Here is a 12,631-nt window from a genome sequence, read left to right on the forward strand (position 1 = left end):
CGTTCCTCTCAGCCCACCCACACTCGGCCAACTCCCGCAGCTGGGAGGCGATGTGAGCGATACCCCCGAGCGGCCCTTCGTGGGCCTGCACGTCATCGCTCCACCCGACTGGCGCGCCATCCCATCAGCCACTGCCCGGTGCAAATGCGGCCGCTCCTGGCACGCCCGCGGCCGAGAGCGGGTGCAGGTCCTCATCGAGACCTACACCGCCCACCACGACAACTGCACCGGCCAACCCGAGACTCCTGAGACCACCCGGAGCGCAGCATGACACCACCCGACAAGAACCCACCCGATCCGATCGACGGTGCCGCACTACTGGAGGAAGTCGAAGCGTTTCACCGCCGGTTCAACATCTTCCCCATGGAGGCCGCCTATGTCGCGACCGTGCTGTGGGATGCCCACGCGCACCTCATCGACGCCTTCGACGGCACCGCCCGCATCGCCTTCCTCTCACCCGAGCCCGGCTCCGGGAAGAGCAGGGCCCTGGAGATCATCGAAACCCTCACCCCTCGCGCCATGACGACGGTCAATGCCTCACCCAACGCGCTCTTCAGGCTCGTCGAGGCCGACGACGGGCCGCCCACGCTGCTCTTCGATGAGATCGACACTGTCTTCGGTCCCAAGGCCGGCGACAACGAACCCGTCCGCGGATTCCTCAACTCCGGCTACCGCCGCGGCGGCAAGTCGCTCCGCTGCGTCGGAGAGGGCGCCAACCAGACCGCGGCATGGTTCTCCAGCTTCTGCGCCGTGGCCATGGCAGGACTCGGCTCACTGCCCGACACGATCCTGACCCGCTCGGTCATCATCCGCATGCGCAAGCGCGCTCCCAACGAAAGCGTCGAGGGCTATCGCCGACGCACGCACGAGAAGGAAGGTCACGCCCTACGTGATCGCCTCGGGAAGTGGGCCGACCAAGTGCGTGAGCAAGTCGCCGAAGCCTGGCCCGAGATGCCCGAGGGCATCTCTGACCGGCCCGCCGACGTGTGGGAGCCCCTGCTTGCCGTCGCGGACGCGGCTGGCGGCGCCTGGCCGGAGCGGGCACGCGCCGCCTGCGTGGAGCTGGTTCACGCCGCTCACGACAATGACGAAGCATCCCTCGGGATCCGGCTGTTGACCGATCTCCGCGACAAGGTCTTCTGCGGAGCGGACCGGATGCCCACGGCCGTAATTCTCGAATGCCTCTTGGGCATGGAAGAGGCTCCCTGGGGCGACCTGGATGACAAGCCGATCAGCTCTCGCACCTTGGCGAAGCTGCTCGGGCAGTACGTCACCGCGTCCAACAAGCCGATCAAGCCGCGTGGTATCCGCACCCCCTCGGGTACGCCAAAGGGCTACTACGCAGAAGACCTCCAGGACGCGTGGGAGCGGTACTGCCCCCCACCCCCCGGAAAGTCCGCAACAGCCGCAACAGCCGCCACACCGCAGGTCACAGGTGGTGAAAGTGTGGCGGATCCCGCTCCCGGCATCCGCCACACGCCCGCGGAAAGCGCCACGCGCCCGCTCAGGGTCGTGACCTGACCAGCACGGATCTGAAGGTGCCACCACGCGCTCGCGTGGCGGCACCTATCCGCAACACAACGGGCATCCGCCACAAATCCAAGCCGCTGACCAGCAATGTTGCGGCGTGGCGGATGTTGCGGATTCCCCAGAGGCCAGAGAGGAGTCACGAAGGTGCCGAAGGACACTGGACTTCCCCCGAGCTATTCGGCGGCGGACGTCGCAGCATCCCTTGGGTGCTCGGAATGGTGGGTCAAGGAGCAAGCTCGCCGCCGGCGCATCCCCTTCATGAAGAGCGGTGGCGGTTACCGCTTTACCAGCGAGCACGTGCGAGAGATCTTTCTCATCCTTGAGGAGCGGCCCCGGCCTGCGGCAAGCGCTGCCGATGGCGAAGCCGTACCCCGTCGCCGGACCAAGGCACCGACGACAGGGCCCGTGGTGAGTCTTCGAGCACGCCGTCCGCGCCGCGCACGAAACGCCGCTTGATAGAAAACCGATCGCGAGGGGTGGAAGCCATTCACGGCTTCCACCCCTCGCTTGTCTTGAGAGGCATCCATGGGCTACGGCGAGAAGCGCGCCGACTACTACCGGGGGCGGTACTGGATCGCACCCGGCGTCCTTCGCACTGTGGTGGATGCGAACGGGGCCACGATCCGATTCGCCACCAAGCGTGAGGCAGCAAAGGCAGCGAACGATGCGGAGGCCAAGGTCAGGGAGGTCGGCTATCGCGACCCCAAGGCCGGGAAAGAGACCTTCGGCGAGTACGTGAACCGCTGGTACGCGGCACAGGAATTGGCCGCGTCCACTATGCAGAACTACAAGCGACACATCGAGGAGCACCTCCTTCCTGCTTTCGAAGACAAGGCCATCGCGGACATCCAACCCACGGACGTCGGCGCCTGGGAGAAGAAGGAACGGAAGCTTTACGCCGCATCGAGCGTGAAGACCTGGCATGGCACGCTGCACCTCATCCTGGCGGACGCCGTTGACGAAGGACTTCGCGACTCCAACCCGGCAACCAAGCGGCGCGGTCGCGGCAAGCGTGCAGGCCGATCCCGAAACCGGGGACCGGAGAAGGTGGTGACCGACGCTCTCGGCATCCTGCTGACAGCCGAGCGAGCCTCGCTGTTGTCCGGCCGTGACGACGAATTCGTGGCTGTGGTCCTGAAGGGCTACACCGGCATGCGATGGGGTGAAATCGTCGGCCTGGAGCGCGAGTTCGTCCGCTCCACCTCAGTGCGGGTGGAGTGGCAGCTCTACGAACTCGACTCGGGAGAGTTCGAGCGCTGCCCACCGAAGGACGACTCCTACCGGACCGTGGACCTCCCGAAGTGGCTGGCTGGCTTGGTCTCGAGCCATATCACCCGCACCGAATCGACACCCTGTCCGTGCCACGAGCACGTTTACGTGTTCCGTGGCCACGGTCCTGCCAATGGGGCGGCACGGCACGTCGGCGCGAAGCTGGTCGACGTCGCTCGTCGTGCCGATGTCTCCCCGGCAACAGTCTCGAACGTGCTGAACCGGCCGGATGCTGTTGCGGAGCGGACGCGGACCAGGGTCGAGTCGGCGGTCGCGGAACTCGGGTACGTCCGGGCGGGCCAGTCGGGAGAGACAGCTGCGCACTGGCGCCGTACCGGGTTCGCGACCTGGCTGTTCCATCCGGCCACGACGGGGTGGTACCCGAAGAAGGCCCCACAGGAGGCGCGCCCGGTACCCGTGTTGGCGCACCCCTGGCCAGGAGTGCCGGCACGGGGCCGGAATGCCTCTGGCCGTGCTGACGCATGCTGGCTGCCGATCGCACGGGGCCTCACTCCGCACGGGCTCAGGCACTCCCACAAGACGGTCATGGAGGAGCTTGGGACCCCGCCCAAGCTGATGGATGAGCGCATGGGCCACGAGGACGGCTCAGTGCAGGCGCGCTACTCGCACATCACGGCGCGAATGAGGAATCGGCTCATGGACGAACTGACCGAACAGTGGGAGGAAGCGTTGACGGCGCGGTTGGCCATGCATCCGCGGTCCCCGGTGCGTGCGCTCGATGCCTTGCTGAGAGGGCGTCAGGGGTGACGATTGGGGAGTGAATTTCCTTGATCCACTCCCCGTTTACTCCCCAGAGGCCCGCGGTAACGAGTCAGGGCCAGTCTTCCGTGAAGGGAGACTGGCCCTGAGCTGCGATTTCATCTGTCGGGGTGGCGGGATTTGAACCCACGACCTCTTCGTCCCGAACGAAGCGCGCTGCCAAGCTGCGCCACACCCCGAAGCAACGCGCACCACTCTAGCCCAGCCGAAGGCAGAGGTGAAATCGGGATTTCGTGGGGCCCGCCCGCTCAGTCGCGGGCTGTGAGCGTCAGCAACGTCGCCTCGGGCGGGCACGCGAAGCGCACAGGTGTGTAGCGGTTGGCGCCGCAGCCCGCCGAGACGTGGAGGTACGAGCGGTTGCCGCCGGCCTCGTGGGCGGAGAGGCCTTTGACGCGCTCCGTGTCCAGGTCGCAGTTGGTCACGAGGGCACCGTAGAAGGGCACGCACAGCTGCCCCCCGTGGGTGTGCCCGGCGAGGATCAGCGGGTAGCCGTCCGCGGTGAAGGCGTCCAGGGAGCGCAGGTAGGGGGCGTGGACGAGCGCGAGTGAGAGGTCCGCGTCCCGCTCGGGGCCGCCGATGACGGCGCTGTAGCGGTCCCGCTTGATGTGCGGGTCGTCCAGGCCGGTGAGGGCGATCTCCTGGCCGCCGTCGAGCTTGAGACGTCCGCGGGTGTTGCTGAGGCCGACCCAGCCTGCCGAGTCGAAGGCGTCGCGCATCCCTTCCCACGGGTTGTGCACGGCGCCGACGGCCGGGGCGTTCCCGTTGAGACCGTGGCGCCCGCTGGCCTTCTCCATCAGGTAGCGGGCGGGGTTGCGCAGTTTCGGGCCGTAGTAGTCGTTGGAGCCGAAGACGTACGCGCCGGGGAGTTCCATGAGCGGGCCCAGTGCGTCCAGGACCTCGGGCACCGCATCCGGGTCCGAGAGGTTGTCCCCCGTGTTGATCACGAAGTCGGGGCGCAGGCCCGCGAGTGACTGAAGCCAGCGCTGCTTCTTGCGCTGCCCGCCGACCATGTGGATGTCGGAGACATGCAGGACGCGCAGCGACTGCATGCCGGGCGGCAGCACGGGGACCGTCACGCGTCGCAGGCGGAAGGAGCGGGGCTCGACGAGCGTCGCATAGCCCACGCAGGCCGCTCCGAGTGCCGTCAGGGTGAGGGGGACTCCGTATCGCGCACGCATCGCACCATGGTCGCAGACCTGCCGTTCCGCTCGCACGCCGTGCCCGTGTGCGCACCCGCTGCTCCTTTCCGGAGGAAGCGGTCGGCGGAGGGCACGCGCGGACGTTCCGCCGCGGGCGCAGCGACGACGTCCGGAGCGCTCCCGGCGCCGCGTGCGGGATGATGGGGCCAGGATTCCCAGGAGGACATGAAAACGCTATGACTACGCTCAAGTCCCGGCTTCAGAACGACCTGACGGCAGCGATCAAGGAGCGCGACGAACTGCGCTCCGCGACCCTCCGCATGACCCTCGCCGCGATCTCGAAGGAGGAGGTCGCCGGAAAGTCCGCACGCGCGCTGTCGGACGACGAGGTCCAGAAGGTGATCACGCGCGAGGCGAAGAAGCGCCGCGAGGCGGCGGAGGCGTTCGCGGACGGCGGCCGCGGGGAGCAGGCCGAACGGGAGCGCGCCGAGGGGGAGGTGCTCGCCGACTACCTGCCGAAGCAGCTGACGGACGAGGAGCTGGACGCGCTGGTCGCCGAGGCCGTCGCGGAGGCGCAGGCCGGTGGGGCCGAGGGGCCGCGCGCCATGGGCGCCGTCATGAAGATCGTCAACCCGAAGGTGCAGGGACGGGCCGAGGGCGGTCGGGTGGCGGCGGCGGTCAAGAAGCGGCTCGCCTCGGGCTGACCCCCGAAGCACACACGCACGCGAAGGGGGCGCTCCCCTTGCCCAGGCCGGAGCGCCCCCTCTCGCGCGTACGGACCGGGGGTCACGAGCAGCGGGACGTCCCATGCTGCCGGGTCGAGCCCACCGGGCGGGCCACCGCGTCACCCCCCGGGACGCGCGGGCCGGCCTCCCCGGGCCCCCGGGCCCTTCACAACCGAGCGCTCCTTGAGCCGCTGGGCGCCCCGGATGCCGGAGACCGTTCCGGATGCCGGGGACCGTTCCGGAAGCCTGCGCTCCGCCGGCCGGCGAACCTGCGTTCCTCGGCCGGAACCTGCGCTCCGCCGACCCGAAGCCGATCCTCGGCCGGCTGACAGGGCCTAGAAGCCGCCGGTCCCGCCGGAGCGGCCGCCCGTGCCGCCGCCGCGCCCGCCGAACGGGTCGCCACTGCCGCCGTTCTGGCCCCCGGTGCCCCCGGTCCCTCCGGTGTCGGCACCGCCGTTGCCCCCGCCGCCGATGAAGTCCGGCGGAAGCGTGATGTCCGGCCACGGTGAGTCGTCGGGCGGCTTGGGCTTGTCGCGGCCTTTGCCGTCGCCCTTGCCCTTGTCGTCGTCGATGGGAATGAGGTTGAACTTCGGGGCGGGCTTGCCCTCCAGGGCACCTGCCATGGCGTCGCGCCAGATGGGGCCGGGCACTTCGCCGCCGAAGACCTTGTCGTAGTAGTTCCCGCCGATCGAGATGTTCGTCATCTGCGTCTTGTGCGCCGGGTCCCCCACCCACACGGCGCCCGACATGTTGGGTGTGTAGCCCACGAACCAGGCCGCGTAGCGCTGGTCAGTGGTGCCGGTCTTGCCCGCGCTGTCGCGTCCGCTCAGCCCGGCCTTCTTTCCCGTGCCGTCCTCGACGACGCCTCGCAGGAGCGAGTTGACGGTGTCGGCGGTCCGCGTGCTCATCGCGCGCTCGCACGAGGTCTTCGGCACCGGGAGCTTCCTGCCGCGTGCGTCGGTGATCGACTCGATCGCCACGGGTGTGCAGTGCACGCCCCGGTTGGCGAAGGTGGCGTATCCCTCGGCCATCGTCAGCGGCGACATCTCCTGCGTGCCCAGGGTGATGGAGGGGACCTGGTCGATCTCCTTGCCGTCGGCCCGCTCGATGCCCATCTTCCCGGCCATCTCCGTGACGGGGCAGACGCCGGTTTCGCTGATGAGGGAGACGAAGTAGGTGTTCACCGACTTGGCGGTGGCCTCCTTCATCTCGTACGGGCCCACCTCGCTCTTGTTCTCGTTCTCGACGGGGGCGCTGCCGTTCCACTGGCCTCCGCACGTCTGCACCGGCGAGGGGTACTGCATCTTGTACGGCGAGGGGTACTTCTTGTACACGCTCATGCCGCGCTCCAGCGCAGCCGCCGCGATCACCGGCTTGAAGGTGGAGCCCGGCTGGTAGCCGGCGCCGCCGCCCATGTCGTCGTCCACGGAGAGGTTGATCTGCGTCTCGTTCTCTCCGAAGCCGTAGGGCCGTGACTGGCCCATCGCGAGGATCTTGCCGGTGCCCGGCTCCACTATGGAGGCGGCGGTCGCCACCTTGTCCGACTTGTTCACATGGTTCTTGACCGATGCCTCGACGGACTTCTGCGCCTTCGGGTCGAGCGTGGTCCTGATCGTCAGGCCGCCCTGGTTCCACCGCTTGGCGCGTGCCTTCTCCGTCTTGCCGAACGCCGGGTCCTTCAGGACCACTTCGCGTACGTAGTCGCAGAAGAAGCCGGCTCCGTGCGAAGCGGTGATGCAGCCGTTGCGGGGCTTGCTGATGTCGAGGCCGAGGGGCTTGTCCTTCGCCTCGCGCGCCTCATCGGCGGAGATGTGGCCGAGGGCCTGCATGCGTGAAATCACGGTGTCGCGCCGCTTCTTGGCCGCGTCCTCGTTCTGCACCGGGTCGTACCGGGCGGGGGACTGCACGAGCCCGGCCAGCAGGGCCGACTCGGGCACGTCGAGGTCCTTGGCGGGCTTGGAGAAGTACCGCTGCGCGGCTGCCTCGACCCCGTACGCCTGCTGCCCGAAGAAGGTGATGTTGAGGTAGTTCTCGAGGATCTTCTTCTTGCCGAGGCTCTCCTCGACCTGGATCGCGTACTTGAGTTCCTTGATCTTCCGGCCGATCGTCTGCTGGGTGGCCCGGGCGACCTTGTCGGGGTCGTCGCCGGCTTCCTCCACGAAGACGTTCTTCACGTACTGCTGCGTGAGCGAGGAGGCGCCCTCTTCGACCTCGCCGTTCTGGGCGTTGCGGTTGAGCGCGCGCAGGATGCCCTTCAGGTCGACGGCGCCGTGCTTGTAGAAGCGTGCGTCCTCGATGGCGATGATCGCCTTGCGCATGGTCGGTGAGATCTCGGAAAGGCGGACGACTGTGCGGTCCCGCGAGTAGATCTTGGCGATCTCGCCGCCCTCGGAGTCGAGGACGGTGGTGCGCTGACTCAGCGGCGGACGCTTGAGGTTCGCGGGGAGTTCGTCGAAGCCCTGGACCGTGTTCTTGGTGACGAGCCCGAGGCTGCCGACCGCCGGAAGCGCCAGACCTGCGAGCACCGCGCCCGCCAGCACGCTGACGCCGAGGAACTTGGCGCCCTGCTGGAACGCGGACTCACCACCGCCGGCACTCATCTTCACCATGGCCCTCAGCCTACGTTCTCAATTGCCGGACAGGGGAGCCTCAGTTCGCCTAAGCTGGCGTACGCATCGAACCTCACACCGTCACTGTGGCCTCGCTCCACTGCGGCCTATCCGCTCACTCCTGTGAGTGATGAGGCTTGTCCGGAACAGCGCCAAGTGCCGTGATGTGTCCGGCAAGTTCCTCTCCGCCGCACCGCCGTGAACTCCTGTGTTGTCCCGAAAGCTCGGCTTTGAGCGCAAGCGGGCGTCAAGTACCCCGATTTGAGCTCAAGTTGAGTCCAGGTTGTTACCGGCTCACTCCGGTGGGTTACTTGTTGCGCACGCATAGTCCGTTCGGGCCATTCAAGATTGGGCCCGCTGGGGGTGTTGCGCCCTGCCCACCTTCCGTAACGTCACCAACAGGCAACGGCGAATATGCCGCTTGCCGCCGTGGGGGAGCCTCGATTCGGGAGAGGACGGCGCCGGCTATGGGCTGGGTAACCGACTGGAGTGCGCAGGCAGCCTGTCGCACTACCGATCCGGATGAACTGTTCGTGCAGGGTGCGGCACAGAACCGCGCCAAGGCCGTATGTACGGGGTGCCCCGTGCGCACCGAGTGTCTGGCCGACGCGCTGGACAACCGAGTTGAGTTCGGTGTCTGGGGCGGGATGACCGAGCGGGAGCGGAGGGCGTTGCTGCGCCGCCGGCCCACGGTCACCTCCTGGCGCCGGCTGCTCGAGACGGCGCGCATGGAGTACGAGCGTGACACGGGCGGAGTTCTGCCCCTGGACCTCGAGGGGGCGAAGGACTACGCCGTCAATGCGGTGAAGGACTACGCGGCGGCGGGGTGAGCCCCGTCTCCCGGTGATCCGGGGCGTGGAGGGCATGACGTGCACTGCCGCTCGGTCGTGAGGCGATTGCGCCGTACGGCAGTTGAGCGGTAGCGACGTCGCGCCATGCCATGCGCGTGCCAAGGGGTCGCCCGCACCTCACGCTTCCCGCGGGCTCGCACCCCCGTTTCGATGTGCCGCGACGCACCGCTCGTACCGCTCGGTCGAGGAAACCGGGCGGGAGGTGCTCGCGCGGCACTCGTGTGTGGCGCGCTGCGCTCGTGCGCGACGACGGCACGGTCCTGCGACGAGGGCGCGGTCCTGCAACGAGAGGACAGGGTCCTGCGGCGAGGGCTGGACAGGTCACGAGGTGCTTCGCCCCGCATGCCCTGCGTCTCGCTGCTGAACGCGAGTGCAGGGCACCGGCATCGGGGCCGGCCGCGCGTGCGGGTCGTGAGCGGTGTGACCGGCGGGACAGAAGTGCACTCCTGCCCCGGGGGCCCCGTGCCGTTGAACGCGTCGCCTCACGTGGACGCATTGCCTCACGACCCGCGCCGCTGTCACGACCGCGTGGCCGGTGTCGGCGAGCGGACCGGGAAGAGAGCGGAGCGCGGGGTCAGGCCGCAGGCGGGCGCCCCGGCGCCTTCCGGTGCTGCGGCCCGTGGGCGAGCAGTTCGCCGATCGTGCGCAGCCCGGCCAAGTCGTGCACGTCGCCGGCCAGCGCCTCCACTTCGGCCACCGGTACTTCGGGATGGAGCGCCGCGAAGCGGTCGCGCGTGCGCCGTTCGCGGCTCAGGAGCCGCATGCGTTCGGCATGCAAACGCAGCAGAGCAGCGGCCAGTTGCTCGGTATGGCCGAAATGCCCGTTCCGCCCCGTCGGCTCGTCTGCGGATTCGGGCCGCAGGGCGGAGTCCGGGTCGGCGTTCTGTCCGGTTTCCCGTTGCTCGTCCGCGACCGTGCCGTCCGACGAGCCGCGCCCGGGGGAGTGGGCGCTGTGTCCCTTTCCCTTCCCGCGCCCTCGATCCACAATGCCGCCCTCTTCAAGATTTTCCGCGAGGGCCAGTGCCCGCTCCGCACCGATCGCCGAGGCGCCGCTGCCGTGCACGCGGTTGAGTACGAGCCCGGCGAGCGGCATCTGCTCCTCCGCGAGCCGTTCCACGAAGTACGCCGCCTCGCGCAGCGCGTCGCTTTCCGGCGCCGCCACCACGAGGAACGCCGTTCCGGGCGCCTGGAGCAGCTTGTACGTGGCGTCCGCGCGCGTACGGAAACCCCCGAACATCGTGTCCATCGCGGCCACGAAGGTCTGCACATCACGCAACAGGCCCGTCCCGAGCAGCTTGTTGAGCGCCCCGGTGAACATCGAGAGCCCGGCCATGCCGAGGTTGACGAACTTCATCCCGGCGCGGCCGCCCGCCTTCGCCGGCGCCATGAGCATCCGGATGAACCGGCCGTCCAGGAACGAGCCCAGCCGTTTCGGCGCGTCCAGGAAGTCCAGCGCGGAGCGGGACGGCGGAGTGTCCACGACGATCAGGTCCCATTCCCCTCGGCCCTCCGCGTCCGGGGAGGCCCCGACGGAGCGCAGCTGGCCCAGCTTCTCCATCGCCATGTACTCCTGCGTCCCCGCAAAGCCCGCCGAGAGCGACTCGTAGAAGGGGTTGGCCATGATGGCGCGTGCGCGCTCGGGCTCCGCGTGGGCCTCGACGATCTCGTCGAAGGTCCGCTTCATGTCCAGCATCATGGCGTGCAGCTCGCCGCCGGCCTCCCCGTCGACGCCCGGAACGGGCCGCGGGGTGTTGTCCAGTTCGGTGAGCCCCATGGACTGCGCGAGCCGCCGCGCGGGGTCGATCGTCAGGACGACGGTCTTCCGTCCCCGCTCCGCCGCCCGGACACCGAGTGCGGCCGCGGTCGTCGTCTTGCCGACGCCGCCGGAGCCGCAGCAGACGATGATCCGCGTCTCCGGGTCGTCGATCAACGGGTCGACGCGCAGAGCCACTTCGGAGGCCAGGGGGCTTCCGGCGCGTGCCGCGTGCTCGGCGCCGCCGGCCTTGTGCGTCCGGGTGTCCGTCCTGCCCTCTGTCATGACCTCTCCTGGCGTGGTGGCAACTGATCGCGCAGATCCGCGGCGAGCTGGTAGAGCCCGGCGAGTTCGACGCCCTCGGACAGCAGCCCCAGTTCGTACAGCGGCATGTCCAGCTTCGCCAGCGCGGAGCGCTGCTCCTGTTCCAGTGCGACGCGTTGCGCGTGTTCGTGTGCCTGCTCGATGAGCGGTCCGACGAGCCGGTCCGCGCGGGAGAGGCCCGCGCGCTGCAGCGCCTCGACCAGGTCACCGTCGGGACCCCGGTCGGCGTTGTGCAGCAGTTCCTCGTCCAGCAGGTGCGGCCGCACCATGTTCACCAGCGCCGCCCCGACGGGCAGCCCCGCCTCGCGGAGCTCCGCGACGCCGTCCACGGTCTCCTGGACAGGCATCTCCTCCAGCAGCGTCACCAAGTGCACCGCCGTCTCGGGCGACTTGAGCACCCGCATCACGGCCTGGGCCTGGTTGTGCACGGGGCCGACCTTGGCCAGTCCGGCGACCTCCTCGTTGACGCCGAGGAAGCGGGTGATGCGGCCGGTGGGCGGCGCGTCCATCACCACCGCGTCGTACACACGCCGTTCGCGGGAGTCCCGGCGGCGTACGGCCTCGCACGCCTTGCCCGTCAGCAGCACGTCCCGCAGGCCCGGCGCGATGGTGGTCGCGAAGTCGATCGCGCCCAGCTTCTTCAGCGCGCGCCCGGCGCTGCCCAGCTTGTAGAACATCTGGAGGTAGTCCAGCAGCGCCCGTTCGGGGTCGATGGCGAGCGCATGGACCTCGCCGCCGTCGTGCGCGACGGCGATCTTGCGTTCCTCGTACGGAAGCGGCTCAGTCTCGAAGAGCTGAGCGATGCCCTGCCGTCCCTCGACTTCTACGAGGAGTGTGCGCCTCCCTCCGGCGGCCAGGGCCAACGCGAGTGCCGCGGCGACCGTCGTCTTGCCGGTGCCGCCCTTGCCTGTGACAACATGCAGCCTGCTCACTCCCGGGAGCCTAACCAGCTTGCGACGGGCTACGCTCGGCCCCATGACGAAGTGGGAATACGCGACAGTGCCGCTGCTCGTGCACGCGACCAAGCAGATCCTCGACACCTGGGGAGAGGACGGCTGGGAACTCGTCCAGGTCGTTCCGGGGCCGACGGGTTCCGACCAACTGGTGGCATACCTCAAGCGGGAAAAGCAGTGAGCGGCGTCGACTCCCGGCTCGCCGAGCTCGGCATCACGCTGCCCGAAGTCGCCACCCCTGCGGGCGCGTACGTGCCGGCCGTGCGCAGCGGACGGTACGTGTACACCGCGGGCCAGGTCCCGCTCGTCGAGGGCAAGCTGCCGGTGACGGGGAAGGTCGGCGCGGAGGTCACGCAGGAGGAGGCAAAGGACCTGGCGCGCACGTGCGCGTTGAACGCCCTGGCCGCCGTCGCCTCCGTGGCGGGCGGACTCGAGCGGGTCGCACGGGTCGTGAAGGTCACCGGATTCGTCGCCTCCGCACCGGACTTCACCGCTCAGCCGGCCGTCATCAACGGTGCGAGCGAACTGCTCGGCGAGGTCTTCGGAGACAAGGGCATCCACGCGCGCAGCGCCGTCGGTGTGGCCGTGCTGCCGATGGACGCACCCGTCGAGGTCGAGGTCCAGGTCGAGCTGGCCGACTGGGCGGAGTGAACGAAGCGTCGCGGTGACGGAGTTCACGAAGCCGTTACCTGTGCCTT

General features: G+C 68.9%; 11 protein-coding genes and 1 tRNA gene. 7 read left to right on the forward strand and 5 right to left on the reverse strand.

What is annotated here, in order from left to right; translation table 11 throughout:
- Positions 1-52: 52 nt before the first annotated feature.
- The 3 genes from H180DRAFT_RS29555 (at position 53) to H180DRAFT_RS21005 (ending at position 3,567) form a co-directional block, all read left to right on the forward strand.
- A complete protein-coding gene (locus H180DRAFT_RS29555) occupies positions 53-271 on the forward strand; it encodes a hypothetical protein (RefSeq protein WP_139151419.1) in 219 nt (72 codons plus the stop codon).
- Entirely contained in the window at positions 268-1,521 is a 1,254-nt protein-coding gene (locus tag H180DRAFT_RS20995; protein ID WP_055487659.1) for a DUF3631 domain-containing protein, read from the forward strand. The genes H180DRAFT_RS29555 and H180DRAFT_RS20995 overlap by 4 nt, the downstream gene beginning before the upstream one ends.
- A gap of 534 nt (positions 1,522-2,055) precedes the next feature.
- Entirely contained in the window at positions 2,056-3,567 is a 1,512-nt protein-coding gene (locus tag H180DRAFT_RS21005; protein WP_055487660.1) for a tyrosine-type recombinase/integrase, read from the forward strand.
- Between the two features lie 117 nt (positions 3,568-3,684).
- Here H180DRAFT_RS21005 and H180DRAFT_RS21010 read toward each other — a convergent pair.
- A tRNA-Pro gene (locus H180DRAFT_RS21010) sits at positions 3,685-3,758 on the reverse strand.
- A 69-nt stretch (positions 3,759-3,827) separates the two neighbouring features.
- A complete protein-coding gene (locus H180DRAFT_RS21015; protein WP_055487661.1) occupies positions 3,828-4,757 on the reverse strand; it encodes a metallophosphoesterase in 930 nt (309 codons plus the stop codon).
- A gap of 197 nt (positions 4,758-4,954) precedes the next feature.
- Between H180DRAFT_RS21015 and H180DRAFT_RS21020 the strand changes: the two genes are divergently transcribed.
- The gene (locus tag H180DRAFT_RS21020; protein ID WP_055487662.1) at positions 4,955-5,422 is read left to right on the forward strand and encodes a GatB/YqeY domain-containing protein; all 468 of its coding nucleotides are present in this window, start codon (positions 4,955-4,957) and stop codon (positions 5,420-5,422) included.
- Between the two features lie 356 nt (positions 5,423-5,778).
- On the opposite strand, the gene H180DRAFT_RS21025 is transcribed toward H180DRAFT_RS21020, so the two are convergent.
- The gene (locus H180DRAFT_RS21025) at positions 5,779-8,052 is read right to left on the reverse strand and encodes a transglycosylase domain-containing protein (protein ID WP_055487663.1); all 2,274 of its coding nucleotides are present in this window, start codon (positions 8,050-8,052) and stop codon (positions 5,779-5,781) included.
- A gap of 467 nt (positions 8,053-8,519) precedes the next feature.
- Between H180DRAFT_RS21025 and H180DRAFT_RS21030 the strand changes: the two genes are divergently transcribed.
- On the forward strand, positions 8,520-8,882 hold the full coding sequence (locus H180DRAFT_RS21030; RefSeq protein WP_055487664.1) for a WhiB family transcriptional regulator: 363 nt from the start codon (positions 8,520-8,522) through the stop codon (positions 8,880-8,882).
- Positions 8,883-9,477: 595 nt separating this feature from the next.
- Here the strand turns inward: H180DRAFT_RS21030 and H180DRAFT_RS21035 are convergent.
- Both H180DRAFT_RS21035 and H180DRAFT_RS21040 read right to left on the reverse strand, forming a co-directional pair.
- Positions 9,478-10,941 carry an ATPase BagB gene (locus tag H180DRAFT_RS21035; protein ID WP_079100280.1) on the reverse strand — a complete coding sequence of 488 codons (1,464 nt, stop codon included), beginning with the start codon at positions 10,939-10,941 and terminating at the stop codon, positions 9,478-9,480.
- A complete protein-coding gene (locus H180DRAFT_RS21040) occupies positions 10,938-11,912 on the reverse strand; it encodes an ATPase BagA (RefSeq protein WP_055487665.1) in 975 nt (324 codons plus the stop codon). Before H180DRAFT_RS21040 ends, H180DRAFT_RS21035 begins: the two co-directional genes overlap by 4 nt.
- Before the next feature lie 43 nt (positions 11,913-11,955).
- On the opposite strand from H180DRAFT_RS21040, the gene H180DRAFT_RS29255 reads away from it, so the two are divergent.
- Together H180DRAFT_RS29255 and H180DRAFT_RS21045 are read left to right on the forward strand one after the other, a co-directional pair.
- A complete protein-coding gene (locus tag H180DRAFT_RS29255) occupies positions 11,956-12,114 on the forward strand; it encodes a Sp36 family protein (RefSeq protein ID WP_107097717.1) in 159 nt (52 codons plus the stop codon).
- A complete protein-coding gene (locus H180DRAFT_RS21045) occupies positions 12,111-12,584 on the forward strand; it encodes a RidA family protein (RefSeq protein ID WP_055487666.1) in 474 nt (157 codons plus the stop codon). The genes H180DRAFT_RS29255 and H180DRAFT_RS21045 overlap by 4 nt, the downstream gene beginning before the upstream one ends.
- Positions 12,585-12,631 lie beyond the last annotated feature (47 nt).

The organism is Streptomyces sp. WMMB 322, assembly GCF_900090145.1.
Taxonomy (GTDB): Bacteria; Actinomycetota; Actinomycetes; order Streptomycetales; family Streptomycetaceae; genus Streptomyces.

Bases quoted from the DNA above. Each gene is read 5' to 3' on its own strand.
- H180DRAFT_RS20995 (WP_055487659.1), top strand. From the start codon at position 268: ATGACACCACCCGACAAGAACCCACCCGATCCGATCGACGGTGCCGCA.
- H180DRAFT_RS21005 (WP_055487660.1), top strand. From the start codon at position 2,056: ATGGGCTACGGCGAGAAGCGCGCCGACTACTACCGGGGGCGGTACTGG.
- H180DRAFT_RS21015 (WP_055487661.1), bottom strand. From the start codon at position 4,757: ATGCGTGCGCGATACGGAGTCCCCCTCACCCTGACGGCACTCGGAGCG.
- H180DRAFT_RS21020 (WP_055487662.1), top strand. From the start codon at position 4,955: ATGACTACGCTCAAGTCCCGGCTTCAGAACGACCTGACGGCAGCGATC.
- H180DRAFT_RS21025 (WP_055487663.1), bottom strand. From the start codon at position 8,052: ATGGTGAAGATGAGTGCCGGCGGTGGTGAGTCCGCGTTCCAGCAGGGC.
- H180DRAFT_RS21030 (WP_055487664.1), top strand. From the start codon at position 8,520: ATGGGCTGGGTAACCGACTGGAGTGCGCAGGCAGCCTGTCGCACTACC.
- H180DRAFT_RS21035 (WP_079100280.1), bottom strand. From the start codon at position 10,941: ATGACAGAGGGCAGGACGGACACCCGGACGCACAAGGCCGGCGGCGCC.
- H180DRAFT_RS29255 (WP_107097717.1), top strand. From the start codon at position 11,956: ATGACGAAGTGGGAATACGCGACAGTGCCGCTGCTCGTGCACGCGACC.